At 53.7% G+C, this 25865-nt stretch carries 21 protein-coding genes and 1 other RNA gene; 19 read left to right on the forward strand and 3 right to left on the reverse strand.

Going from position 1 to position 25865, the window contains the following annotated elements; all coding sequences use genetic code 11:
* Positions 1-71: 71 nt before the first annotated feature.
* Positions 72-445, forward strand: a transfer-messenger RNA (tmRNA) gene (gene ssrA, locus J2I47_RS09340).
* 59 nt (positions 446-504) lie between these two features.
* On the opposite strand, the gene J2I47_RS09345 is transcribed toward ssrA, so the two are convergent.
* The gene (locus J2I47_RS09345) at positions 505-732 is read right to left on the reverse strand and encodes an amino acid kinase family protein (RefSeq protein ID WP_207364310.1); all 228 of its coding nucleotides are present in this window, start codon (positions 730-732) and stop codon (positions 505-507) included.
* A 14-nt stretch (positions 733-746) separates the two neighbouring features.
* Positions 747-914, reverse strand: coding sequence for a hypothetical protein (locus tag J2I47_RS09350; RefSeq protein WP_207364311.1), 168 nt, complete (start codon positions 912-914; stop codon positions 747-749).
* A gap of 175 nt (positions 915-1089) precedes the next feature.
* On the opposite strand from J2I47_RS09350, the gene J2I47_RS09355 reads away from it, so the two are divergent.
* The 4 genes from J2I47_RS09355 to J2I47_RS09370 all read left to right on the forward strand — a co-directional run bounded on the left by J2I47_RS09355 (position 1090) and on the right by J2I47_RS09370 (position 5469).
* Positions 1090-1596, forward strand: coding sequence for a (2Fe-2S)-binding protein (locus J2I47_RS09355; protein ID WP_207364312.1), 507 nt, complete (start codon positions 1090-1092; stop codon positions 1594-1596).
* Complete coding sequence (locus J2I47_RS09360; protein WP_207364313.1) at positions 1593-3782, forward strand: xanthine dehydrogenase family protein molybdopterin-binding subunit; 2190 nt, start codon at positions 1593-1595, stop codon at positions 3780-3782. Before J2I47_RS09355 ends, J2I47_RS09360 begins: the two co-directional genes overlap by 4 nt.
* A 395-nt stretch (positions 3783-4177) precedes the next feature.
* The gene (locus tag J2I47_RS09365; RefSeq protein WP_207364314.1) at positions 4178-4789 is read left to right on the forward strand and encodes a DUF6992 family protein; all 612 of its coding nucleotides are present in this window, start codon (positions 4178-4180) and stop codon (positions 4787-4789) included.
* 164 nt (positions 4790-4953) lie between these two features.
* Entirely contained in the window at positions 4954-5469 is a 516-nt protein-coding gene (locus tag J2I47_RS09370) for an acyl-CoA thioesterase (protein WP_207364315.1), read from the forward strand.
* A 91-nt stretch (positions 5470-5560) separates the two neighbouring features.
* Here J2I47_RS09370 and dnaB read toward each other — a convergent pair whose 3' ends face one another.
* Positions 5561-7210 (reverse strand): replicative DNA helicase, encoded by a 1650-nt coding sequence (gene dnaB / locus J2I47_RS09375; RefSeq protein WP_207364316.1) that lies wholly within the window; start codon positions 7208-7210, stop codon positions 5561-5563.
* A gap of 473 nt (positions 7211-7683) precedes the next feature.
* On the opposite strand from dnaB, the gene J2I47_RS09380 reads away from it, so the two are divergent.
* The 14 genes from J2I47_RS09380 to J2I47_RS09440 all read left to right on the forward strand — a co-directional run bounded on the left by J2I47_RS09380 (position 7684) and on the right by J2I47_RS09440 (position 25864).
* Positions 7684-8637, forward strand: a complete 954-nt coding sequence (locus tag J2I47_RS09380) for a PhoH family protein (protein WP_207364317.1) — start codon at positions 7684-7686, stop codon at positions 8635-8637.
* A 103-nt stretch (positions 8638-8740) separates the two neighbouring features.
* On the forward strand, positions 8741-10036 hold the full coding sequence (locus J2I47_RS09385; RefSeq protein WP_207364318.1) for a T9SS type A sorting domain-containing protein: 1296 nt from the start codon (positions 8741-8743) through the stop codon (positions 10034-10036).
* Between the two features lie 131 nt (positions 10037-10167).
* Entirely contained in the window at positions 10168-10638 is a 471-nt protein-coding gene (locus tag J2I47_RS09390) for a GNAT family N-acetyltransferase (protein ID WP_207364319.1), read from the forward strand.
* 6 nt (positions 10639-10644) lie between these two features.
* A complete protein-coding gene (locus J2I47_RS26540) occupies positions 10645-11154 on the forward strand; it encodes a DUF4131 domain-containing protein (protein WP_229374470.1) in 510 nt (169 codons plus the stop codon).
* Positions 11118-12758, forward strand: a complete 1641-nt coding sequence (locus J2I47_RS09395; protein ID WP_310587650.1) for a ComEC/Rec2 family competence protein — start codon at positions 11118-11120, stop codon at positions 12756-12758. Before J2I47_RS26540 ends, J2I47_RS09395 begins: the two co-directional genes overlap by 37 nt.
* Before the next feature lie 152 nt (positions 12759-12910).
* Positions 12911-14950 (forward strand): M3 family metallopeptidase, encoded by a 2040-nt coding sequence (locus J2I47_RS09400; RefSeq protein WP_207364638.1) that lies wholly within the window; start codon positions 12911-12913, stop codon positions 14948-14950.
* 158 nt (positions 14951-15108) lie between these two features.
* Positions 15109-16977, forward strand: coding sequence for a glycoside hydrolase family 13 protein (locus J2I47_RS09405; protein WP_207364320.1), 1869 nt, complete (start codon positions 15109-15111; stop codon positions 16975-16977).
* Positions 16978-17334: 357 nt separating this feature from the next.
* Positions 17335-18096 carry a hypothetical protein gene (locus J2I47_RS09410; protein WP_207364321.1) on the forward strand — a complete coding sequence of 254 codons (762 nt, stop codon included), beginning with the start codon at positions 17335-17337 and terminating at the stop codon, positions 18094-18096.
* Entirely contained in the window at positions 18093-18779 is a 687-nt protein-coding gene (locus J2I47_RS09415; RefSeq protein WP_207364322.1) for a hypothetical protein, read from the forward strand. Before J2I47_RS09410 ends, J2I47_RS09415 begins: the two co-directional genes overlap by 4 nt.
* Positions 18776-19852, forward strand: coding sequence for an ATP-binding protein (locus tag J2I47_RS09420; RefSeq protein ID WP_207364323.1), 1077 nt, complete (start codon positions 18776-18778; stop codon positions 19850-19852). Before J2I47_RS09415 ends, J2I47_RS09420 begins: the two co-directional genes overlap by 4 nt.
* Before the next feature lie 12 nt (positions 19853-19864).
* Positions 19865-20497: a response regulator transcription factor gene (locus tag J2I47_RS09425; RefSeq protein ID WP_207364324.1), complete on the forward strand. Its 633-nt coding sequence runs from the start codon at positions 19865-19867 to the stop codon at positions 20495-20497.
* 147 nt (positions 20498-20644) lie between these two features.
* On the forward strand, positions 20645-21802 hold the full coding sequence (locus J2I47_RS09430) for a hypothetical protein (RefSeq protein WP_207364325.1): 1158 nt from the start codon (positions 20645-20647) through the stop codon (positions 21800-21802).
* Between the two features lie 384 nt (positions 21803-22186).
* On the forward strand, positions 22187-23407 hold the full coding sequence (locus J2I47_RS09435) for an NHL repeat-containing protein (RefSeq protein ID WP_207364326.1): 1221 nt from the start codon (positions 22187-22189) through the stop codon (positions 23405-23407).
* A 6-nt stretch (positions 23408-23413) separates the two neighbouring features.
* Positions 23414-25864 (forward strand): TonB-dependent receptor, encoded by a 2451-nt coding sequence (locus J2I47_RS09440; protein ID WP_207364327.1) that lies wholly within the window; start codon positions 23414-23416, stop codon positions 25862-25864.
* Position 25865 lies beyond the last annotated feature (1 nt).

Consider the following 25865-nt stretch of genomic DNA (forward strand, 5'->3'; position numbering starts at 1 on the left):
GCAACGGTAGACTTTAGACCTTAAACCTTGAACTAGAATCCCCCAAAACCCGTTATTCTTCTACATTACCCGGGGGCGACTGGAATTGACAGCTTGCTGAAGGCGCGTGTAAGCATGCCGGGAGTTGACGGTATTTCCCGACCCGAACAAATCGTCAAAACAATAACTGGCGAATATAACTACGCCATGGCTGCCTAACCCGGAGGGTTAAGCAAATGCCATCGTCTCCCCACTCTCTGCGCCGCTGAGTGGATCAGGAGGCGTCGACCCGCTGCGCTGGCTTCGATAATCATTGTGACAAGAGGCGAGACAAAACAATGTACGGTGTCGGATAGGCCAGTGGTGAGCCAGTCTTCCACCCGACAATCCAAATCACCACTAAGCATGTAGAAAGCGCGACGTTTTCCTTGACTGGACCAGGGTTCAAATCCCTGCGTCTCCACCGAAAATGCGAAAAGCCGACCCCTCTCAAGGTCGGCTTTTTTAGTCGCCATAAGGGAGTGACTAGGCTTCTACAGCTTGGGCAAGTAATTCGCGAATTGTTTCTAATGAAATATGACCCTTGTCAATCTGCTTTCCCAAAAACGTGTTGAACGCCAATTTCCGTGTTGGTGCGTCTTCTACAGACTCATTTAGGTACGTGTGTAGCTGCTGCTCAAGCGTTACCAACTCCTCCCCATTAGCATGCTCAAGGCGGCGGAAGTGTGCTTCGAAATCAAACGTATTTTCCATATCTGGCTGTCGTTCTATTGGTTGTCTAATTTGTCGAGTTCTTTTTGCCACTCACTGATCAACTGTTCAAGTTGAGCGATCTTGTTGGCATCTCCGTGTTCATAAGCCTCTTTTAAAAAAACGCGGTAGGCCTGTAGCTTACCTTTAATCATGGCCCTCACAGCCTCTTTAATATGCTTCAAGGTGAATAGTAAATTAAGTGGTCGGTGGAGTACGTTGGTCTAGCTTACTATAATGAGAGGCCAATTTAGCATAACCCGCTCATGAATACACTACGCCTGCGCCAGCACTGCTCACTGCCACTGCCTACTGCCACTAAAAAAACGTACCTTCGCATATACTCTATAAACCTCCCCAATGGCTACGATCAAACTCACGATCAATAACCAGCCGCGCACCCTCGATGTGGAACCGGATATGCCCCTGTTGTGGGCCATCCGCGACGTGGTGGGCCTTACCGGCACTAAATTCGGCTGTGGCATTGCCCAGTGCGGCGCGTGTACCGTCCACCTCGACGGCTCTCCTGTTCGGTCGTGCAGTGTACCGGTGTCGGCGGTGAGCGGGCAGAAGATCACCACCATCGAAGGTCTTTCCAAAAACGCCGACCACCCCGTGCAGAAGGCTTGGATTGCGCATCAGGTGCCGCAGTGCGGCTACTGCCAGTCAGGCCAGATCATGAGCGCGGTGGCCCTGTTGAAGACCACGCCTAAGCCTACGGATAGCGATATCGACAACGCCATGCAGGGCAACATCTGCCGTTGCGGTACGTATACGCGGGTTCGGGAGGCCATTCATACGGCTTCGGCAGAGATGAACACGGCGAACAAATTACCCAAAAACGGTGCTAAAGTTGGCAAGCGATGAACACGAACGAAACCCTGTCGGCCAACCGCCGCGACTTTCTGAAACTGCTGGGCCTCACGGGCGCGGCACTCGTAGTGGGCATTTCGTCGGCCAATGCCGAGGTATTCGGCGGGCCAGTCAGCGGCCTGCTCAACATCAACGCGGACCCTGTCGGCATGGCGTTGACACCGTATATCATCATTGACAAGACGGGCAAGGTTACGCTCATGAACTCCCAACCCGACATGGGGCAGGGCACCCACCAGTCTATCCCCGCGCTCATGGCCGAGGAACTGGGGCTATCGCTCGACAAGGTGACGATCCTGCAAACCGGGGGCGAAAAAGCCTTTGGTGGCCAGGTGTCTGGGGGTAGCTCGTCGGTACGGGGCAATTACATGACCTTGCGCAAGGTGGGTGCGTCGGCGCGGGAGATGCTCGTGACCGCCGCCAGCCAGCAGTGGAACGTGCCCGCCAACGAATGCACCGTGGCCGATGCCCGTGTCCACCACAAAGCATCGAACCGCAGTATCGGCTACGGCGACCTGGTCGAAACAGCGTCGAAGTTGACCGCGCCCACAAGCCCGAAGCTGAAAGAGTCGAAAGACTTTACGATCCTGGGCAAAGCTACCATGCGGCCCGAAGTACCCGCCAAATCGTCGGGGAAGGCCGTGTTTGGTATCGACGTAAAGGTGCCGGGTATGCTGTATGCTTCAGTGGAACGTAGCCCCGTCATTGGCAGCAAGCTGGTCAGTTTCGACGACACCAAAACAAAGCAGGTGAAGGGTGTGCGGCAGGTGCTGAAAGCCAGCCGTGTGCTCGAAAAAAACCGGTACGACGGTGTGGCCGTCGTAGCCGATACGTACTGGGCCGCCCTGAAAGGTCGCCGGGCGTTGGCCGTGACGTGGGATCATCAGGGGCTGGACAAATTCAATACCCCCGCCTATGAACAACACCTGCACGAACTGGCAAAGCAGGACGGCCTAGTAGACCATAGCGCGGGTGATTTCGCCAAAGCCCTCGCCGACGCCCCCACGAAGCTGGAAGCGTTTTACGAAACGCCCATGGTGAGCCACTCACCCATGGAGCCAATGAACTGCGTAGTGCACTGGCCTACAGATACTTCCGTCGAAATATGGGCATCGTCGCAGGGAGCCACCATCATCAAAGAAAATATGGTGGCGGAGTTCAAGCTCAAAGCCGACGATGTGAAAGTGAACATCACCTTCAACGGCGGCGGCTTCGGGCGGCGGTTGTTTCAGGATTTTGTACTCGAAGCCGCCCACATCGCCAAAGCCGTAGGCAAGCCCGTAAAGGTGATCTGGACCCGCGAAGACGACACGCAGCTTGGCCCCTTCCGGCCCATGACGTTCTCGGCGTTTCGTGCAGGCCTCGGTGCCGATGGTATGCCGCTGGCGTTTCAGCACAAGGTCATTTCGCCTTCCATTGAGGCCACACTGGGTAGCCCCCATAAAACCGGCACGGTAGACAAAACCATGACCGAAGGCATCAGCGAACAGAAATACGAGATACCCAACGTCGATAACCGCTATGTGTTTGCCGAGCTACCCGTGCCCACTGGCTATTGGCGGGCCGTGACGAGCACGACGCTGGCATTTGCCCATGAGTGTTTCATCGACGAAATGGCCCACAAAGCCGGGAAAGATCCACTCGATTACCGGCTGGCTATGATGACCAAGGCATCGGATGCCAAACGGGTACTGACGAAACTCCGCGAGGTGTCGAAGTGGGACAAGCCTCTGCCCGCGGGTTGGGGTCGTGGGGTGGCGCAGTACGAGTTTTTCGCTGGCCTGGCCGGGCACGTGGTCGAGGTATCGAAGCAAAAAGACGGCTCAGTGAAAGTAGAAAAGGTGATTTGCGTTATCGACCTCGGCACGGTGGTCAACCCCGACATGGTGCGGGCACAGACCGAAGGCGCTATTGCCATGGCCATCACCGCGGCCACCAAGCCGGGTATCACCTTCGAGAACGGTGCTGCTCAGCAAGCCAATTTCGACACGAACCCGATGTTGCGGATCAACGAGATGCCCGTTGTGGAGGTGCATATTCTGGCCGAAGGCGGACCCGTCATCAAGGGCGTCGGCGAACCCGGTCTGCCCCCCGTTGCGCCCGCCCTCGCCAACGCCATTTTCATGGCCACCGGCAAGCGTGTTCGGCGACTGCCCATGGATTTGAGCAAACTGGCGTAGGGGGTTGACGGAAGTATAGCTTGGTGTGTGAGGCGTGGCGCATTAGGCCGGAACGCCCCACTTCAGTAGCAGCCTGTTGTCGCTTGGCTCCTGCCGAGTGACGAATATCGAAGGGCCTCCGGCCCGTAGTGCGACATTGAGTCATGTTGGCCTAGCCGTTTCAAAGTCTAAGTACGGGCCAGAGGCCCTTCGATAGTCGTCACTCGGCAGGAGCCAAGCGACAACGTCCCTGTTACCCTGAGCCTGTTGAAGGCGGTCCGGCCTGATGCGCGAAGCTACACCGATGCCCCAAAGCGCGTAACCCTACGCCAAACAGGGAGCTGTGTCGTTTGTAAGCTGGTGAGCGCAGAACCTTTCAACATGGCGAAGGTTAGGTTCGTAAATCTGCCAACGCTATGTCCCGTTTTCGACCTGTTTTGTATGCCCTCGGTGCTGTCCTTTTCGGGCACGCCGGAAAGGCCCAGTCAGCCTCTCCCCCACCCGTCGACCGGCTCCAGTTCAGTCAGCAACGGTACAACCATACCCGAACGCTGGGGCTTTCCTTAGGCAGCTATGCGCTTGCCAATATGGCCGTGAGCGGCATTGCGGCGGGCCAGACCACGGGTGAGGCGCACTATTTTCACCAGATGAACCTGTACTGGAATGCCGTCAATCTGGGCATAGCCGGGTTTGGTTTGCTGGGCCTCCGGAAGCAAAATCCCGAGACAGAGTCACTCGCCGACGCCGTACAAAAGCACCAGGCCATCAAGAAAACATTGCTGGTCAACGCGGGCCTCGACGTGGTCTATGTGGCGGGTGGTCTTATCCTGGCCGGACAGGCCAATGCACACCCCGACCAGGCCGACAAACTGCGCGGCTATGGAAAAGCGGTAGCGGTTCAGGGCGCATTTTTGCTGGCGTTTGATCTGGTCAACTACCTGATCTTTAAGCATCGAGGCGATCCGCAACAGATTCAACTCACCGCCCAGGCACCGCTCGGCTTGGGTGTACGCATTCCCATTCGTTAACTTCGCCAGAAAGAAAAAGGGGGTTTTTGGACAGGATTTCAGGATTTATGCAGGATTTACTGGATTTCTTTCTTTGTTTCAGAACAGCTGCTAAAGCGAAGAAAAATCCAGTAAATCCTGCATAAATCCTGAAATCCTGTCTAAAACCCGTTTCACAACAGCCAATGCCGCAACCCAAACGTGCCAGTGAATCGCACACCATCATGACCGAGATGGTGCTGCCCAACGATACCAATACGCTCAACAACCTGATGGGGGGGCGCCTGCTCCACTTCATGGATATTGCCGCCGCCATTGCCGCCCAGAAACACTCCAACCGCGTTGTCGTCACAGCCTCGGTCGATAACGTGTCGTTTGCCGAACCTATTAAGCTCGGCAACATCGTCACCATGAAAGCGCAGGTGACGCGGGCGTTCAGCTCGTCGATGGAGGTGTTTATCGAAGTGTGGGCCGAAGACATTCCGGCGGGGGTACGGGTAAGCACCAACAGCGCGTTCTACACGTTCGTGGCCGTCGACCAGAGTGGCCGCCCCATTGAGGTGCCACCCGTGATTGCCGAGACCGACGACGAGAAATCCCGGTACGAGTCAGCTCTGCGCCGCCGTCAACTCCGTCTCGTCCTGGCCGGACGCATGAAACCGCAGGAAGCTACCGAGCTACGGGCGTTGCTGGAAATGTAAGAGTACAGAGCCAAGAGGTGAGAGCCAAGAAACAAGATGGTCGTGGATAGCCTTCTTGTTTCTTGGCTCTCACCTCTTGGCTCTACACTTCTCAAAATGGTGTTTCCTGGCTGGGGTCAGCGTTGCCGAAGTTGGAGAGGTCGTTGGCGCGGCTACGGAGCGTACCACCCGTAGGCATAGTTGGGGGCAACGGTGGCATGGTGCCCGGCGCAGGGATACCGCCCGGCGAGGTGAAGCTGCCCACGCCCGATACACCTTCGGGGAAGGGTGACCCACCCGGAACGGGCGTGAAATACCCGTCGAGGTCGCAGAATTTGGTGAAGCGGTTGATAAACCGGAGTTGGATGGTATCCAGCGAGCCAGACCGGTTTTTGGCCACGATCACTTCACCCACACCCACCGTTGAATTACCGTTTTCGTCCTGCGTAATGTTGTAATACTCAGGCCGATATAGGAACATAACCACGTCGGCATCCTGCTCGATAGATCCCGATTCACGAAGATCGGAGAGCTGTGGTTTCTTGTCGCCACCCCGCGTTTCCACGGCCCGGCTTAGCTGCGACAGGGCAATAACGGGCACGTTTAGCTCTTTGGCGAGGTTTTTCAGCGCCCGCGAAATCGAGGCAATTTCCTGTTCGCGGTTGCTGCCCTTACTGTTGTCGCCGGTCATCAGCTGGAGGTAGTCAATCACCACCATCTGAATATCGTGCTGCGCTTTCAGGCGGCGGCATTTGGCCCGCAGTTCCAGAATAGACAGGGCGGGGGTGTCGTCAATGAAGATTGGCGCTTCGGTGAGGCGCTGAATTTTGTGGTGCAATTGCTGCCACTCATGCGGAGCCAGTTGCCCCTTCCTGATCTTCTCGGAATCAATCTCGGCCTCGGCAGAAATAAGCCGGTTTACCAGCTGCACCGACGACATCTCCAGGGAGAAAATCGCCACCGGTTTGCCGTGGTCCACCGCCGCGTTGCGCAACGCAGACACCACAAAAGCGGTTTTGCCCATAGCCGGCCTAGCCGCCAGGATAACTAGTTCAGTGGGTTGCCAGCCGGAAGTGAGGCGGTCTAAGGCGGTGAATCCGGAGGGTACGCCGGTGAGGCCCTCCTGATTCTTTTTGGTCTCCATCTCCTTCAACGCCTCCGACACAATAGACCGCATATCGGCCACGGTTTTGCGGATGTTCGATTCGGTCAGTTGGAAGAGGTCGCGCTCGGTGCGGTCGAGGAGGGTAAAGACGTCGGTGGTGTCTTCGTAGGCGTCTTTCAGGATCTCCGACGACATCGTGATCAGCCCGCGTTTCAGGGCCTGCTCGGTAATGATCCGGGCGTGGTATTCGATGTTGGCGGCGGAGTTAACGCGTAGGGTAAGCTCAGAGATATAGCCGCCTCCACCCACCAGTTCAATCTCGGCGGTTTTGCGCAATTGCTGCGTAACCGTCAGCAAATCAATGGGTTCTGAGTTGGAGAACAGCGTCAGGATCGCTTTATAAATCCGCTGGTGGGCCTCTTTATAAAACGTTTCGGGCTTCAGCAGATCCACTACCGCCGACAGGGCATCTTTTTCAATCATCAACGCACCCAATACCGCTTCTTCCAGATCGGTGGCTTGTGGGGGCAGTTTGCCCAAACCGGTATCAAGCCAACGATTCGCCGACGGCTGCTGCCGATTACCGGGAACAGCTCCGGCGTTTTTCCGAAAATTGTTGTTGGGGCGGGGCGCTCCGCTGTCGCGGTTATTCTCCATAGTCAGACAAAAATAGGCGTTGGCCGACGGTTAACCCAAGCTCAGCGCATAGTCTGAACGGGGGTTCCGGTAACAAGATACGGTTAACCCATTGATGCTAAATGACCTGACGTTTTGCAAAAAAATGACCAAAGGACAAAAGAATGACAAACCGGCAACGACAAGACTGACCAGAACAGAATTGGCTTTGCAGCCACCGTGCGACAATTGGGTTGGGGTTCAGCAAGATAGACAGTTCATGCCATTTTTTGCATTTTATTTTGGATTCTTTAGGGAGCGTATAGCTGCGATACACGTGAGTCAATTTTGGCCGAAATTTGTTACGTCAATAGGCTAAAACCGTATATTCAACCAGTCAACACAACATCTGGATATTGGACGCCGGACGTTGGATCACTGACGACAACTCGGCTGAGTTGGCCGTCCATTTATCCAGAATCCCGTGTCCAGCGTCTTTAATCCCTTTTTACAACTTGGTCGAAAAAATCATCACGCTCGACAATGACGTTTCCCTGATTGATTTCCTGGGCGTCGAAAACAACAACATCAAGGAAGTGGCGGCGGCCTTTCCGATGAGTAAGATCATCTCGCGCGGCAACGAAATTCGCATCAAGGGCACTACGCCTGAGATTTCGCGCATCACCGACATCCTCGAATCGCTGATGGGGCATTACCAGCGGTACGGCAAATTGACGCACGAAAACGTGCAGACGTACCTCAGCGGCGGCAACGAAGAAGACCAGAACAACGTACCGGTGTCTGACGATGAGGTGCTGGTCTATGGCAACAAAGGCATTGTGGTGCGGGCCAAAACGGCCAACATGAAAAAGCTGGTGGAGGCCGCCGAAAAGAGTGACCTCGTTTTTGCCATCGGCCCCGCCGGTACGGGTAAAACATACACTGCCGTGGCCCTAGCGGTGAGGGCATTGCGCAACAAGGAAGTCCGCAAAATCATCATTACCCGACCTGCTGTGGAAGCTGGTGAAAACCTCGGTTTTCTGCCCGGCGACCTGAAAGAGAAAATCGACCCCTACCTGCGCCCCATCTACGATGCCCTTGACGATATGATTCCAGCCGAAAAACTGAAATTCTACCTCGAAAACCGCGTCATCGAGATTGCACCACTGGCCTATATGCGGGGCCGGACGCTGAACAACGCTTTCATTCTGCTCGACGAAGCCCAGAATACCACGGCTATGCAGATGAAGATGTTTCTGACCCGGATGGGGCCAACCTCCAAAGCCATCATCACCGGCGACCGGTCGCAGATTGACTTACCCAAGCACCAGAAATCGGGACTTTCGGAGTCGATTGGTATTTTGCGCGATGTGCCGGGCATTGCCTTTGTGGAACTGGACGGTCGCGATGTGGTGCGCCACAAACTAGTGAAAGCTATTATCAGTGCTTATGAAAAAGCGGGACAGTAATTACAGTATGCACTACTACCGTATGCAGTATGCAGTATGGCGTGACAATGCCAGGAAGCATTCAATCTTTTCAGCGTCGTTACGACATACTATATACTGCATAATGTTCTTCACCGCATACTGTAGCACTGTACTGGCGCAGGTGCCGGTTGATGATACAGGAGTGCACCGGTGCGCCAACCCGGAAATTGAGGCGCAGTTGCAGCGCCGGTTCGGGGGGCGGGCGGGTGAAATGGCCCGACTAAACCAACTGGTCAGTACAGCGCAGGCCGAGCGGGCAGCCAACCCCAGTGCCCGGCTTGCCCCCGACGTGATCTATCGCATTCCGGTGGTGGTGCACGTGATCCATAATACGGCCAACGGAACCATAGGTGGGGCGGGTAACAGCAATATCTCCGACGCGCAGATACTCTCGCAGATACGGGTGCTGAACGAAGATTACCGGAAGGTGGCTGGTACGCCCGGCGGCGCGTCGACCAACCCGCTGGCAGTCGATACAGGCATTGAGTTTTTTCTGGCTACCCAGGACCCCGACGGCAAACCTACCACGGGCATCACCCGGCACTATTATCCAACCAAGAGTTCGTTTGACCTGTTCAACGACCTGTTCCAACTATCGAGTATTGTATACTGGCCTAGTAATCAGTACCTTAACATTTGGGTATGTAACATCTCGAACCGGGGGTATCTGGGTTACGGGCAGTTTCCCAGCGCGGCTGATACGCTGAAAGGCCTTGGCGAAACCGACGAGAAGATTGACGGTTTCGTGGTTGATCATCGCTACTTTGGCAGTCAGACGGGCACCGTCGTAAGCCAGTTATACTGCTGCGGGCGCACCGCTACCCACGAGATCGGCCATTGGCTGGGTTTGTTTCACCCCAACGGCGACGTGCGCTGCGGCGACGACTATGTGGCCGATACGCCTGTAATCGAAGCCCTGAACCAGACCGACCGCTGCGATCCTCTCTACTCTACCTGTGCAGGCACTACCCGAACCCGCAACCTGATCGAAGATTATATGGACTATTCGCCCGACCAGTGCATGAACGTGTTCACGGGCGGGCAACGCGACCGGATGCGGACGGTACTGCAACTCAGCCCCCGCCGCCGGCAACTTATCCAATCGACTACCGCGCTGGCTTCTACAGAAAAACTGACCATTACGACCTACCCAAACCCTGTGTTAACCAGCGCTACGGTTGATGTTCAATTCACCGGTAATCAGTCGTTTAACGTAGAACTGTACGACGCATCGGGTCGGCTGAGACAGACACAGAACTATATCAGTTCGGCCAGCCGCCGCATCACGGTCGACGCCTCAGCGTTGAGCGCGGGTGTGTATGTGCTGCGCGTTACTACGGCAGGTGAACGCGCTTCACAGCGACTCCTGGTGAAATAAAAATGGTTTAACGTTTAAGGTTTAAAGTCTAAGGTTGTCGTTGGCGTAGCTTCGCGTTCTGGGTTGCTCTCGCGCGACGCTACGCTAACGACAACCTTAGACTTTAAACCTTAAACGTTGAACTTCCCTCTATGATCGACGTATCTACTATTCACAATCCGGAAGACCTTGACCATGCCTTTGCTATCAGACGGGCCGTTTTCGTAGATGAACAATGTGTGTCGCCCGAAGACGAATATGACGAGTTTGAAGGCAGCAGCACTCATTTCCTGGCCCGCCTCAACGGGCAACCCGTTGGCACGGCCCGATGGCGGCGCACCAGCAAAGGCATCAAGTTAGAGCGGTTTGCGGTGCTGGCTCAGGCCCGCCACAACGGTGTGGGGAAAGCGCTGGTGCAGGCTGTCCTGACCGATGTGTTCAACCAGCAGCCCGAACCCATCGAGAGCATTTATCTCCACGCCCAACTAACGGCCATGCCGCTCTATACTCAGTTCGGCTTTTTGCCCGTTGGTCCGCAGTTCGATGAGTGCGGCATTCAACACACCAAGATGGTGCTGCCCAGCAAACGGATGCTGAGTGAGTCAGAAGTTCCGAAGAGATAGCGGGCCATGCGGGGCTATCCGTTTTTCCGCCACACCATTGCCCTGCTGGTTGGTATCTTTTTCGCCGAAAACTTTCCCCACTTAATCTGGTGGTCTGTAGGGCTAGGTCTGCTGAGTGCAGCGCTGTATGGGTATTTTATCTGGAAAAACGAGCGCCGCACCATCAGGCCGCTGAGCCTGTCGCAGGGGTTGCTGTTGCTGCTGATCTTTGCCGCCACGGGTAGTGTGTTGCGCTATGTCAAGGATCCGCTCCGCCACGCCGAACATATCAGTCACGCCCCCGAACCGCCCGAAGCCTACGAGGCTGTGGTGACCAACCTGCCCGAAAGCCGTGCCAAAACGTATAAGGTAGAGCTAAACATCAGGCGAGGGCGGGTTGGCGGTGCGTACCGACCCTTGAGTGGCCGCGTGATAGCCTATTTGGCTAAAGGCGATTCGGTAGACCCACCCCCCTGCCTCGCTATGGTGATGTCTGGCTGGTGCTGCGTCCGCCCCTACCCGCCGACTCCACGCTGAACCCCGCCGAGTTTGACTACCGCCGGCATCTGGCTCACCGGGGCATTACCCACCAGCAGTACATCCTGCCCTGGCAGCGGCGCGTGCTGGGGAATGAGCCGCCCAACCCCCTCACAGCCCTGGCCTACCGGGTAAATCACTGGGCCGACAGCCTGTTCACCAGCCGTATTGGCACCCGCGCTGAGTACGGCATTGTAAACGCCATGCTGCTGGGCGTGCGCGACGACCTCGACCAAAGTCAGTACGATACCTATGCCGCTGCCGGGGCCGTGCATATCCTGTCGGTGTCGGGGCTACACGTGGGTATTCTGTTTGTGTTGCTGAGTGCGCTGCTACGCTGGCTGGCACCAGACAAAACCAGAAGTTGGTGGGTGGTGTTGCTGAAGATCAGCGTGCTGTGGTTTTTCGCGCTCATGACGGGCTTCTCGGCGCCTATTCTGCGGTCGGCGCTGATGTTCTCTTTTTTGCTGGTGGCGGGCCTGATCAACCGAACGCTCAGCCTGATGAATACGCTGGCAGCCTCGGCGTTTATCATTCTATGCTATGACCCCTATGCGGCGTTCTCGCCCGGATTTCAGTTGTCGTATCTGGCCGTGTTCGGCATTGGCGCGTGGGTGCCCGACGTCATGCAGCGGTTTCGCAACAAGAGCAAGCTAACCACTATGCTGTGGGAACTGACGGTGGTGGCCCTGATGGCCCAACTGCTCACCTTTCCGCTGGGCGTCTATTATTTCCACACGTTTCCCACCTACTTTTTATTCGCCAACCCCATTGTCATGGGCCTCTCGACGGTGCTGGTACCGCTGGCCCTGGCCACGTTTATGCTGGGCTGGATTCCCTACCTCGGCGACGGGCTTGGCTGGCTTCTGCGGGGGGTGGCGTGGGCACTAAACCGGTCTGTCGAGTGGATTGCCGACTGGCCGGGTGCTGTTTGGGACGGACTTTGGCTGTCTGACACCGAGCTTGTGCTGCTGTACCTTATTCTGGCCGCGGGCAGTATGGTGGTGATGACCCGGCAACGCTTTTTCCTGCACGCTATGGCGGTACTGGCTCTTTTTCTGACTGCGCTTAACCTAGCTGAAGTAGCGCAACAGGATAAACAGCGGCGGCTGACGGTACATTTTATGCCCCGAAAAACAGCCGTCAGCCTCACGGTAGGCCACCAGACTACGGTCCTGACCGACGCAGACTGGCAGGCTGCTCCCCGGCAATATAGTTTCAACCTCAAAAACACCTTCGTCCAATGGGGCATCCGGCAGGTCAACGTGGGTGATCTCCAGGCCGACACCGTGGCCTCGCTCCCCGCCTATAAGCACAGCCCCGACATGTCGCTGGTGGTATGGCAGGGACGTAGCCTGCTGCTGGTCAATCGGTTGTCTGACTACCGCCGCTGGCAGTTGCCCGCCCTGATCGATTATGTGGTGGTGCGCCGCAATGCCCTGCGCTCGTGGGACCAGCTAGACAACCGGCTCGTGGCCCGGCAGTATATTTTCGACGATTCGAATACGCTCATCCGTACCGATAGTCTGCTGGCACAGGCAAAACGGCGGGGCATCGTATGCCATTCGGTGCGGCGGATGGGGCAGTTTCGGGCCGAGTGGTAAGGAAATAGGTTTAGGCGTATTTTTGTTATTCACTTACTCATCAACCCATGCGGATACCCGTCTACCTACTTGGGATGGCTGCACTCACGACCGGCGTTTCAACGGCTGGCCTCGCGCAACTGCCTGTTACCAAACCAAGTACTTCTAAAATCATGACCAACAATCCATTACTTCAGCCGTTTCAGACACCCCACGAAACGGCTCCGTTTCCACTGATTAAAAACGAGCACTATCTGCCTGCTATTCAGGCGGGTATCGCTGCTGGCCGGAAAGAAATTGACGCCATCGTGGCTAATCCCGACAAGCCCACCTTTGCCAACACGGTGGTTGCTCTGGAACGTACCGGCGACCTTTTGAGCCGGGCCACGTCGGTGCTGTTTAACCTGAATGCGGCCGAAACCAGCCCGGAGATGCAGAAAATTGTGAAAGAAGCGTCTCCCCTGCTTACTGAATACGGCAACGATATCACGCTGAACGACAACCTGTTTGCCCGGATCAAAACCGTGTATGAGCAGCGCAACAGCCTGAAACTGGATGCCGAAAGCGCCATGCTGCTGGAGAAAACGTACAAGCGTTTTGCCCGCAATGGTGCCAATCTGAACGCCACCGACAAAGACAAGCTCCGGGCCATCGATAAAGAACTGGCCCAGCTGTCGCTGCAATTTGGTGAGAACGTGCTTAACGAAACCAACGAGTATGTGATGTCTGTCACAAATGAGGCGGAGCTAAAAGGCCTGCCCGATTTTGTGCTGGAAGCCGCCCAAAAAACGGCCAAAGAAAAAGGGCTTACCGGCTGGGCCTTTACGTTGCAGACGCCTAGCTACAGCCCGTTTATGCAGTATGCCGAGAACCGGGGGCTGCGCGAGAAACTCTACCGGGCGTATAACGGACGGGGCTTTGGTGGCAACAAAAATGACAATCAGGCCAATATTAAGCGCATGGTGCAGTTGCGCTATGACCGGGCCAACCTGCTGGGTTACAAGACCCACGCCGATTTTGTGCTGGAAGAAAGCATGGCTGGTTCGAGCCAGAAGGTAAGCTCGTTTCTGGACGAGTTGGTGCAATATGCCCGCCCCGCTGCCGAACGGCAACTGGCCGAACTGACCACCTTTGCCAAAGCCAACGGTTTCGCCGGCGACCGGATTGAGCAGTGGGATTACAGTTACTACGCCGAAAAGCTGAAAAAGAAGCAGCTCGACCTCGACGATGAGATGCTGAAGCCCTATTTCAAGCTCGACAACGTGGTGGAGGGCGTGTTTGCCGTGGCCAACAAGCTGTATGGCATCACCATCAAAGAAAATAAGGCTATTCCGGTCTACAACCCGGAGGTGAAAGCCTACGAGGTGTTTGATCAGAACGGGCAGTTTCTGGCGGTATTCTACGGCGACTATTTCCCCCGTCCCGGCAAGCGTAGTGGTGCCTGGATGAACGACGTGCAGGGCCAGAAAATCGTAAACGGCGTGAACCTCCGTCCGCATATTGTGAACGTTTGCAACTTCACCCGCCCTACCGACACCAAGCCTTCATTACTGACGTTTTATGAAGTCACCACGCTCTTCCACGAGTTTGGCCACGCGCTGCACGGCATGCTCGCCAACGGGCAGTATGAGAGCCTGAGCGGCACCAACGTCCCCCGCGACTTTGTGGAACTGCCCTCACAGGTGATGGAAAACTGGTGCTACACGCCCGAAGCACTGAACCTGTTTGCCAAACACTACCTGACCGGCGACGTAATTCCGCAGGCATTAGTCGAGAAGATCCGGGCGAGTCAGAATTTTATGGCGGGCATTGCCAACCTGCGCCAACTGCGTTTCGGCATCACGGACATGTATTTCCACGACCGCAAGCCTACCAACGAGAGTGTAACGGAAGTAGAAAACCACGCCGACTCGCTGGTGAACCTGTTCCCACGGGTGAAGGGTACCTCGTTCAGCACGGCTTTCTCGCACATCTTCGCGGGGGGGTATTCGGCAGGGTATTATAGCTACAAATGGAGTGAGGTGCTGGATGCCGATGCGTTCGAGTTTTTTCAGGAAAACGGCGGGCTGAATGCCAAAGAAGCTGCGCAGAAATTCCGGCAGAACGTGCTCGAAAAGGGTGGCAGTGAAAAGCCCATGGAACTCTACAAGAAATTCCGGGGTCGCGAACCATCCCCCCAGGCCATGCTCCGCCGCAGTGGGCTGTCGTTATAAAGGAACTTTTCAGCTTTCATAAATCCCTATCGGCGTGTGTGACTTTGCACCACGCGCCGATAGGGATTTGCTCTTTGATGGCTCCATTTTTCAAAAGTGGCACAGGCCCCCAAAACTGGCACTATCGGTATAGGTGGAATGCGCTTACTTTTGTTTTTATGAAGAAGCTATTCCCCCTCCTATTCCTCTGCCTGCTTACCCAACTAACGGTAGCCCAGACACCGGGTATCAGCCGTGTTGACCCGACCAACTGGTGGGTAGGCATGAAAACACCTACGCTCCAGTTGATGGTCTACGGCCCCAATGCCGGCACGCTCACCTACACGATCAGTTACCCGGGTGTGAAACTGGTAAAAACGCATACCGTTGAGAACAAAAACTACGCGTTTCTGGACTTGACCCTCGCACCCGGCACCAAAGCGGGTTCGTTTGAGCTTGTGGGGCGTAACGGCAATACCGTTGTTAAACGGAGTTATGAACTGAAAGCCCGCGACAATCAGCCCAAAGGACAGGGCCTTACCACCGCCGACTTCGTGTACCTGCTCATGCCCGACCGGTTCAGCAACGCGGACCCCGGCAACGACAAATTCGCCGATATGGCCGACAAAGAATCGGACCGGAACAGCCCGTACCTGCGGCATGGTGGCGATCTGAAAGGTGTAGAAAATCATCTGGATTATCTTAAGGAGTTAGGCGTGACGGCCCTCTGGATGACACCCGTGCTGGAGAACAATCAACCTCAGACCAACGAAGGCGGAGCCATGCGGTCGGCGTATCATGGCTACGGATTTACGGACCAATATGCCGTTGACAAGCGGTTTGGAGGCAATGAGGCGTACAAGGCGCTGTCGAAAGCGGTACATGCTCAGGGTATGCGGCTGGTGCAGGATGCGGTCTACAACCACGTGGGCATCAACCACTGGATATTAAAGGATATACCCTTCAAAGACTGGCTCCACCAGTGGCCAACCTATACCAACACCTCCTACAAATACCAGCCCATCACCGATCCCCATTCAGCCGCCATTGACCGGAAAGTGACCCTCGACGGCTGGTTTGTCCCCTTCCTGCCCGACCTGAATCAGCAGAACCCCTTCGTGGCTAACTACTTGATTCAGAATGCGATCTGGAACACCGAAACCTTCGCCGTTGACGCATGGCGGATTGACACGTATATGTATAACGACCAGCCGTTTATGAATCGCTGCAACGCCGCCCTGCAAGCCGAGTACCCCAGGATGCTGACCTTCGGCGAATCGTGGGTAAACAACACCGTAGATCAGGCCTACTATACCCGCAACAAAATCAACTTCCCGTTTAAGTCGAACCAAACCGGTGGGCTGGACTTCGTGCTATATTCGGCTCTGCTCGACGGGGTGAAAGAAAGCGGCGGCTGGGACAACGGTGCCAACCGACCTTACAGTATTCTGGCCCAGGATGCCGTCTACGAAAACCCCAACACACTCGTTACTTTTTTAGAGAACCACGACACCGACCGGTTTTTTTCGGTGGTCGGCGAAGACACTGATAAGTACAAAATGGCGACCACTTGGCTGCTCACTATGCGTGGTATTCCGCACTGGTACTATGGCACCGAAATTCTGATGAAGAATTTCAAAAATCCATCGGATGCCGAAGTGCGCCGCGACTTCCCCGGTGGCTTTGCCGGTGATAAGGAAAACAAGTTCACTGCCGAAGGCCGCAGCAAAGCCGAAAACGACGCTTTTACTTTTGTGAAGACGCTGGCCAACTACCGCAAAAACACGCCGGCGCTGCATTCGGGCAAGATGATGCAGTACCTGCCTCAAAACAACACCTACGTGTACTTCCGCTATAATGACAAGGGTACGGTGATGGTGGCGACCAACCAGAACTCCACCCCCATTGCCCTCGACATGGCCCGTTTTTCGGAACGTGCGCAAGGCTTCACCAAAGCGAAAAACGCCCTGACCGGCGAGGTGATTACTGATCTGAAAACGGTTCAACTACCAGCCAAAACGGCATTGGTGCTGGAGTTGATGCGGTAAACCTATCAGGCCTCGGCGGCCCCGCCTGAAGACCTGATAGGTTAAACAGGCCATCTGACTTACGTCGGGTGGCCTGTTTTTTTGTGCCAATGACAAAAATTCGCTATTGATTCACGCTTACTCAATACGCGACCTTTGGTATAAGCTATGAACTGATAATGAGTAGCTTGCTTATATCATTGGTCCTTTTTTCATCTGTTCACACCTCCTTATGTCATGCAAACTACGTACCTCATATCGTACCTGTGCCTACTGGCTGGGTTGTTTTCAGCAAGCCAATCGCTGGCTCAACATAATCACACCAATTCATACACGAGTATCGGTTGGTGGAGAAGTAGCCGAACCGTTCAGGTGCCCGTGAAAGCGATGGACGACAACCAACTGCGGCCTCCCCTGAGTGCGTTGGCAATGGTGGGCGATGATACGGTAGCGACAGCGGCCGTTCGGAAATTTGCAGCGGTATATCCTGGTCGGGAGTCCGTCGTGTTCACCAATGAACTGCTTACCATTTTCGACGAGACGAAAGAGCAGACGGAAGGGTTCCATCTGTTTTTTGGCGTTGAAAATGGTCAGTTTATACCAATGATCGTGCACACGGACATTGACCGCAAGGCTGTAGAAAACCATAACACAGATAAGCCGGAATATTACCGGGCGGATTTTACTAAAGCCTATTTCTGGGATAACGCCGCCCGCCGCTGGCAAGTAGTTGTCGATTCTACAATAAATCTGGAAGGAACAAGTAAGACCCTTCTGAAGGTAGTAAAAATGCGTATTCTGGCAAATAGGCACCAATTTCATTATGACACAAAGGGGTATTATTTGTCGAAACATATGCTCGTAAATGCCTGGAAATCGACTGGGCGACGACCGATAACCCTGCTTTTTCAGCTTGATCGTAACCAGGTTCATTTAATTTGTCCATTCTACGGTTTGTACAAAGCAGCCGAGCCTGCAAGGAAGATGACAGGTACAGGCAATAAAGGGCATAGCTTTCCTTTGGGTGTTTATCTGCTTCACACAGGCGGACCCGGCCTTCGACGAACGGGATCTCATCATACACCCATCCGACCTTGTCCATCGTATTGCGGTGATGAAGCACTTACAACCACGAAATGACTCAGGCAATGAAGCCCTCCTACCTGCTTATAGACCTTTCCAACTACGCCGGGCTGCTACCGTGCCTAATGGCAATCTATAGCCGACGTTTTCTGAACCGCGCTCAGGTAATTTTTGGGATTGATATATGGGTAGGTACGTCTTTTGGTATTCTGTCAGTTATACTGGCCCAACAGCGCATCAATAATCTTTTCATCTACCCGATTTTGGCGGTGGTAAACAGCATAACCGTGGGCTTATTTTTCGCTGAATTAGCCAAAAGCACTTGGCTTAAATGCACTATCCGGGTGGCCTTTGTTGGGTATACTGGCATTGTGCTGCTTATGGGCTTTGGGCAGCTTGCGCTGTTTGCCAACCTGGAGTTGTTCACGTTTATTGATTTTGCCGTGACTGGTCTAGCACTATTTTTCTTGGCTAAACTCATCCGTCGAAGTCAAAAATTGGCCCAAAAGCCTCTTTTCTGGCTGTTGCTGGCACTTTTCCTCGGTTCGCTCTACGACATCGCCAGTACACAGTTGGGTACGCTGTTAGATCACTATGGAGGTGCTCGCTGGAAAGACATGCTCTGGCTACAGATCAACCCGGTGGTCACGATGATCAAGCTAGCTGTAATTACGTATGGTTTCTACCTCACTCGTTTTCAGTTGGTTAAAGCCGAAAAGTTGCCACAGTTTAGGATATGAAAATCCGCCTCGCTCTGCTGCTTGTCTTGTTGCTTCGGGGCGGCATAGCGACGGGGCGGCAACCGGCGTTCACCCGGTTTTGGACCAGCAACGGGCAGCACGATTCTACCTTCGCGCTCAACAAACCTATTCGCCTCAACTACCGGCAAACGCACATCTCCATCGCTTTCCGCGACCGGGCCGATCCCGCCACCGCCCGCTATGCCTACCGCCTCGTGGGCGACGACCCGCGCTGGTACACGACCGGGCGCGGCGAATCGGTCAGCTATGCGAACCTGTTTGGGGGTACGTACCGGTTTGAGGTGAAGAATTTAAATAAGCCTTTGCAGATCAGCTCATTGTCGTTTGAATTGGAAGAGGCATTCTGGCAACGTACCTGGTTTGTGCCCATGCTTGTGGCCTACGGATTACTCGTGTTAGGGGCCATTCTCTACGTGGTGATGCTCTACAAACTGCGTGGCAAACTCCGGCTTCAGCAACTCCGCAACGACATCGCCGCCGACCTTCACGACGACGTGGGCAGCACCCTCAGCACCATTAATTTTCTGGGCGAACTGGCCAAACGCAAGTTTCCAAATCACCCCGAAGCCAGTCTTCCACTGCTCGACAAAATGCTCGACGAAGCGGGCCAAATGGTGCAGACTATGCGGGGTATGGTCTGGACCATTAGCCCCGGCAACGACAACGCCATTGACTTCTTCGACAAAGTAAATGCATTCATGAACACGCTCCTGACCAGCCGCGACATAGGCCTCACCTTCCGGCAGGACGTACTTGGGCAGGAGACCCTGACCGTAGAACAACAGCGACATTTGTTTCTGATTGTCAAGGAAATAACTAACAATATTGCCAGACACGCCAGGGCTAAGCACGTCACATTCTACGCCCGCAAGCACCAGTATTTCCTCTGGATCGGCATCACCGACGACGGCGTTGGCTTCGATACCGATACGTTGGCCGACGGTAATGGCCTCCGCAACCTGCACAAACGAACAACTGAACTAGAAGGTAAAATCGAAATCGACTCCACCATTGGGAAAGGCACCACCATCCGGCTGATGATCCCGCTATAACCAACAGATACTATGATTCGAGTCGCTATTTTCGATGATGACAAGGTCTATGCCGACAACCTCCGGCTGCTACTGACCGACAACGACGACTACCACCTCGTGGGTACGTTCCCCAACGCGCTCCGGGCCATCGAGCGCGTGACCCAATGCCAGCCCGACGTGGTGATTATGGACATCAAAATGCCCGACATATCAGGTATTGAGGCGGCAGGGGCCATCAAAGCGGCGTTTCCGGCGGTGCAGATTCTGATGCAGACCGTTTTCGAGGATGACGACAAGGTGTTTGCCGCCATCTGCGCGGGGGCATCGGGCTACATGCTCAAGGGTACATCACCCGATAAACTGCTGGAAGCCATTGCCGACGTGTACATGGGTGGCACGCCTCTCAGCCCTGGCGTGGGCCGCAAAGTGTTCCGGTTTTTTCAGGAACAGCAAACCAGCCGCCCCGAATTTTACGACCTCTCCAAACGCGAAAAAGAAGTGCTGGCCCATCTCGTTGACGGCAACAGCTACAAAATGATTGCCGACGCCTGCGGCATCAGTTTCAACACGGTGAACGCGCACCTCCGCAAAATATATGAGAAACTGCACGTCAATTCGTCGCAGGAAGCCATCTCGAAAGCCCTCCGCCAAAAGCTAGTATAATAACGCACTTGTAAAAAGTTTGGGTGTGTTGTTATCCACTACTCGAATAGCAAGAATTCGCTATTTCGCTTCCTATCTATTTCACTGAAATTTGACTTGATCAACAAATAGTTGGTGCATTCTAAATCACAACTTAACTGATTAGTCATGATAACTCCATGGATTGGTTCGAAAAAAATTCTTGTTATTCCAGTCATCGTTACTGGAAGCGCCCAGTATCTTCCACCTCCAGCTGATTGGTTAGCACTCATCAAGCGTCGAATTTATTATGATCCTCATCCAACTTCGGGTGTTGATCGTTCTTTGAGAGGATATATTCACGCCATTTCTTGCGGCAAAGCACAATTAGTAGCCGATGTTTCTGAGCCGATACGTATTCCTGTGGCCGCTGATGGAAGTTGCCGGACTGGTGCTGCTATTCAAGCGCATCCACATGCTCATTTATATGAGTTTGCCTGCGTAATATTTACTGATGGTCCTCATAATTGTGGTGGCATGGCCGCATGGGGTGGCTTATTTACTTTTTCGCCACCACGACCTGGAAATATATTACACGGCAGAACGCGTGTAAAACTAAGCGAACAGATGGGCGTCTGGGCTATGGAGTTGTTGCATGCAGTAACTGGTTTTGGCGATTTGTATTTTACTAATCCGCATCCTGGCAGGTTCGATGAAATGGCATGTGCCTGTGGAACACATCCATCGGCGTATACGAAGATGTATATGGGCTGGATAAATGCCTCTACTATTCCTTTCGTAGAAACTGTACTACATAAAGAATATCTCTTGTATGCTGTAGGGCTGCTGCAACCGCCTCCACCTCAGTATGTTTCAGCACTAAAAATCCCTATCGGTACGCTAGGTCATTATTATATAGTGGAGTGTCGGTTGCGTGTCGATCAGTTTGAAAAACAAACAGAAGGTTGTTCCGCTGGTATACCAAGTGAAGGAGTTATCGTTAATGAAGTTGACCCCAGTGGCCCATCTCCGTTGACATTAAAAACGACTGTAGCGCTCACAACAGGACAGAATCTCACGTTGCCGGATATAGGTGCATCAATTGAGGTGAAAGAAGCTGTAAATGGTGGGTATAGAATAGCTGTCCAGCTTTCTGCAACCGTTGTGTGTGGCACGCTGAAAAATCAAATTGCCGTGTTAGAAGCCATAATTGTCCGTTCACAACAGCAGTTAGAAACTGCTGCACCTGCCCAGAAAAAGGCAATACTAAATAGGATAAATCGTGATCAGGAGAAGATCAGAATGCTAAACATTGAAATGACAGAATTAGGGTGCTCTACTGATTAGTATTTTTACTAGTTTACGTTGCCAATAAAAGGCTAATCAATTAACGCTTTATTTACTTTTTATTACAAAGAAAGTGTTAATTGATTAGCTTGCATTTAGGAGTATTATTAATAATAAGTGAAGGCAACATGGTTATTTATTTAGTATGAAGATTGTGTATGAAGAAGCTCGATTATAAAAACGTGTTGGTTACAGATGCGAACGCCAGTATTGATTTTTGGTTACGAAATACTTCTGAAACATACCGTTTAGTAGTTTCGCGGGATTATATGCTACTGAGTACTGTAATTGATATAGCTGTCCAGTGCGAAAATAGATAGTTTCGCAATTTGTGCTGTAAAGCCCAGTTTTGTACCAAGTTATTTTCCTTAACCAATCCACAACATGAAACGCTCTATAATGGCATTCCTGATAATCTGGCTGAGTGTTGGCTGTGAAGATTCGTCAGCACCGCGCAATACCGATGAGCTATACTACGCCTGGCTCTTTGGGCTTATTCCCACTCAGGATGGTGGCTACCTAACCGCCGTCACCCGCTACCACGTGGTGCATGTTTCTACAACACATCCTACTGCGCAGCATATAGATCCCTCGTCTACTTACGGGGACATGACACTGATTAAAACGGATGCTGCCGGCAACCGTCAGTGGGAAAAAGTGCTCGAAAAACCAGATGCTCAGGATGGCATAAAACTAGTACAGTTACCCAACGGCAATTACCTGTTGGCGGGTAACACCACCACACGGAATTCGCAGCCACAAACTCGCGTTGACGTTGATCTGAACGAAGTTGGGCCTAATGGACAGGAGCGAAGCAGTGCTAGGTTACCGAATCCCGGAACCGACATGCGATTGACTGATTTGCAAGTTGGGCCTTCAGGAAGTCTGTTTGCGGCTGGTGGTCAGATAAACCCAGTTATACCACAAGGTTGGCTAAGGCGAGTTGGCCAGGATGGTCATTCAACCCAATGGGAGATTTTAACGACTGGTCCACCACAAGACAGGGCGTCAGTTGAGGCGCTGGCTGTTGGCCCAGATGGCGAACTGTTTGTGGCCGGTTATGAAAGTGGGTACACATATGTCAAAAAAATAAGCGCTGATGGGGCAGTGCGCTGGACCCAATATGCCAGTGACAGCCTGAGGCTTAGTCCACGTCAGCTTTACGCCACTGCCGACGGGGGCTTTCTGCTCCAGGGCTACGCCTTTTCAACACCAGCGGCTACTAACCCGCAGGTGGTCCTGTTAAAAGCCGATGCCAGTGGTAAGACCCAGTCGATTCAGTGGTCTAATCTTGGTTCAATACAGACTTATGATGAGCACGCAGTGCTTGCTAAACGCCTGGATAGAAACTTTTTGCTGGCAACCTGGGATACGAATCGCAAGATTGATCTGACAGTGCTTGATGCCAATGGTGGATCACCTAAAACGATAACCACGGCTATTACGCTGTCTGGGTTTAAAAAACCTCTTTTTCTGCCACTTACCACGGGAGAAACGATACTGGTTGAACTCACGGGCAGCAGATCCTATGAACGGGAAATAACCATGCGCCAGATCGGCGCGGATGGCAACGAACGCTGGCAACGGGTGATTGCTACACTGTAGACTACTATGACTCAACGACTCCTTACACTCTGTCTGCTGCTCCCGCTTTGTGGGCAGGCGCAGCTCACCCAAACGCTTCGTGGCCGGGTGGTTGACAAAGAATCGAAATACCCCCTGGTGGGGGCCACGGTTCAGGTGGTCGACGCGTCGTTGGGTAATCTGACCGATACGACGGGGGCTTACCGGATCGGGAACGTACCTGTGGGGCGGCGAACGGTTCGGGTAACGCTGGTGGGTTATAAAGAGGTGCTGCTCAACAATATTATCGTGGATGCAGGCCGCGAAACGATCCTCGACGTTGACCTGGAAGAAGGTGTTCAGCAACTATCTACCCTGACGGTCAGGGCGCAGCGCACCGGCGAAGCCCGCAATGATATGGCGGTGGTATCGGCGCGGCAATTTTCGGTAGAGGAAGCTGATCGCTACGCCGGTAGCCGGGGCGAACCCGCTCGCATGGCGGCCAACTTTGCCGGGGTGCAGGGGGCCGACGATTCTCGAAACGACATCGTTATTCGGGGTAACTCGCCGCAGGGGGTGTTGTGGCGGCTGGAAGGTGTCAGTATTCCGAACCCCAACCACTTCGCCATTGCCGGTACGTCGGGTGGGCCGGTGAGTATTATCAACAACCGCTATCTGGCCAACTCTGATTTCTTTACGGGCGCTTTTCCTGCCGAATTTGGCAACACCGTTGCCGGGGTGTTTGATCTGAAACTGCGCAACGGCAACAATGAACGCCATGAAAAAACGATTCAGTTTGGCTTCCTAGGCACGGAAGCCATGGTGGAAGGGCCGCTGTCGCGCAAGACTGGGGCCTCCTACATGGTTTCGTATCGGTATGCCAACCTGGGCCTGTTCAGCAAATTAGGTCTTGACATTGGCACGCAGGCAATTCCCGCTTATCAGGACGGTTTCTTTCGGCTCAATTTTCCCCTAAAAGATCGCGCTGGTGTCTCGGTCGGCAGCATCAGCCTCTGGGCATTGGGCGGTACCAGCACGGTGGATATTCTGATTAGCCAGCAGAAAGCTGATGATCGCAATATTTTTGGCCAGAACGACCGCGACCAATACTTCACCTCGCGGATGGGCGTGGCAGGTCTGACATACATACGCCCTGTTAGCAGGCAAACGTTTTGGAAAACAACCCTCGCCGTATCGGGTAATGCACAGGCGGCGAAAGACAACTACCTCTTTTTGCGTAAAGACAAGAATGGAAATCCACTCGTACAAGACAGCCGGTTTGTCATCGACTCGCTTCGACCAACGCTGGATTATCAGTTCACAGAAATACGGTACACGCTTTCAACGCTCGTTAACCACAAGCTAAGTGCACGCAGTACGCTTAAACTGGGTATCAACGCCGACCTGTTCCAGTTTACAGCATATGATAGTGTCCGTACGCTGGAGACGGCCACCTCTACCCTGTTCACACCGTGGCGGAGTCGCTGGGCAGCCAACGAAACGTTTGCGCTTGTTCAGCCTTACGTCAGTTACCGCAACCGCCTGACGGATAACCTGACGCTCACCGCAGGCCTGAACGCACTCATCCTGACGCTAAACGCAAACAGCGTGTCGCCGCTAGAACCCCGGCTGGGGATGAGTTATGACTTACCCAACCGCCAGAAGATCAGCGTAGCCATTGGCCTGCACAGTCAGATGCAGCCAACCTATACGTATTTCTATAAAACGCCTGATTTTGCTTCTTCCCAGTACCCCAGTCCATTAGTAGAGGAAAACCGGACGGTGGGTTTAACCAAAAGCTGGCACTATGTGGCAAGCTATAACCGACTGCTTGGCCGGAACATGCGTTTGTTGGTTGAAACGTATTATCAACAATTGTTCAACGTACCTGTAGAACGCGCGCGGTCCTCGTTTTCGATGGTGAATACGGGGGCGGCTTTCTCCCGAATTTTTCCCGGTCCGCTGGTCAACACCGGTACGGGCCGTAACTACGGGGTTGAACTGACGCTGGAGAAATTTTTCAGCAACACCTATTATTTCCTTGTCACCGGTTCGCTGTTTGATGCCCGCTACCAGGGATCTGACGACGTATGGCGAAACACGGATTTCAACGGAACCTATGCGCTTAACCTGCTCGTTGCCAAAGAGATACCGTTCAGGCGGTCGAGCCTGAATATTGGGGCGAAATTCACCACAACGGGCGGACGGTGGTATGGCCCGGTGAACGAGGCGGCTTCGCGCCAGAATCAGGAAATCGTTTTTGCGAGTGCCACCCGCAACTCCCTACAGTTTGCGCCCTACCGACGCTTCGACGTCAAGATTGACTATAAAATCAACCGGAAGCGCTTAACCCACACCATCGCTTTTGATCTGGTGAATGTGCTGGGCATTCAGAACCTGCTGTCGCTCAGCTACGCCCCTCAGCCCGACGGTACGTTCGTGAAGCAGGAATACCAACTGGGCTTTCTGCCCATATTCTACTACCGGGTGAATTTCTAGC

This window comes from Fibrella rubiginis (assembly GCF_017353185.1).
In the GTDB taxonomy this organism is placed as follows: Bacteria; Bacteroidota; Bacteroidia; order Cytophagales; family Spirosomataceae; genus Fibrella; species Fibrella rubiginis.

Excerpts from the sequence above, each read along its gene's own strand:
- J2I47_RS09345 (WP_207364310.1), bottom strand. The coding sequence starts at position 732 with ATGGAAAATACGTTTGATTTCGAAGCACACTTCCGCCGCCTTGAGCAT.
- J2I47_RS09355 (WP_207364312.1), top strand. The coding sequence starts at position 1,090 with ATGGCTACGATCAAACTCACGATCAATAACCAGCCGCGCACCCTCGAT.
- J2I47_RS09360 (WP_207364313.1), top strand. The coding sequence starts at position 1,593 with ATGAACACGAACGAAACCCTGTCGGCCAACCGCCGCGACTTTCTGAAA.
- J2I47_RS09365 (WP_207364314.1), top strand. The coding sequence starts at position 4,178 with ATGTCCCGTTTTCGACCTGTTTTGTATGCCCTCGGTGCTGTCCTTTTC.
- J2I47_RS09370 (WP_207364315.1), top strand. The coding sequence starts at position 4,954 with ATGCCGCAACCCAAACGTGCCAGTGAATCGCACACCATCATGACCGAG.
- dnaB (WP_207364316.1), bottom strand. The coding sequence starts at position 7,210 with ATGGAGAATAACCGCGACAGCGGAGCGCCCCGCCCCAACAACAATTTT.
- J2I47_RS09385 (WP_207364318.1), top strand. The coding sequence starts at position 8,741 with ATGTTCTTCACCGCATACTGTAGCACTGTACTGGCGCAGGTGCCGGTT.
- J2I47_RS09390 (WP_207364319.1), top strand. The coding sequence starts at position 10,168 with ATGATCGACGTATCTACTATTCACAATCCGGAAGACCTTGACCATGCC.
- J2I47_RS26540 (WP_229374470.1), top strand. The coding sequence starts at position 10,645 with ATGCGGGGCTATCCGTTTTTCCGCCACACCATTGCCCTGCTGGTTGGT.
- J2I47_RS09400 (WP_207364638.1), top strand. The coding sequence starts at position 12,911 with ATGACCAACAATCCATTACTTCAGCCGTTTCAGACACCCCACGAAACG.
- J2I47_RS09405 (WP_207364320.1), top strand. The coding sequence starts at position 15,109 with ATGAAGAAGCTATTCCCCCTCCTATTCCTCTGCCTGCTTACCCAACTA.
- J2I47_RS09415 (WP_207364322.1), top strand. The coding sequence starts at position 18,093 with ATGACTCAGGCAATGAAGCCCTCCTACCTGCTTATAGACCTTTCCAAC.
- J2I47_RS09420 (WP_207364323.1), top strand. The coding sequence starts at position 18,776 with ATGAAAATCCGCCTCGCTCTGCTGCTTGTCTTGTTGCTTCGGGGCGGC.
- J2I47_RS09425 (WP_207364324.1), top strand. The coding sequence starts at position 19,865 with ATGATTCGAGTCGCTATTTTCGATGATGACAAGGTCTATGCCGACAAC.
- J2I47_RS09430 (WP_207364325.1), top strand. The coding sequence starts at position 20,645 with ATGATAACTCCATGGATTGGTTCGAAAAAAATTCTTGTTATTCCAGTC.
- J2I47_RS09435 (WP_207364326.1), top strand. The coding sequence starts at position 22,187 with ATGAAACGCTCTATAATGGCATTCCTGATAATCTGGCTGAGTGTTGGC.
- J2I47_RS09440 (WP_207364327.1), top strand. The coding sequence starts at position 23,414 with ATGACTCAACGACTCCTTACACTCTGTCTGCTGCTCCCGCTTTGTGGG.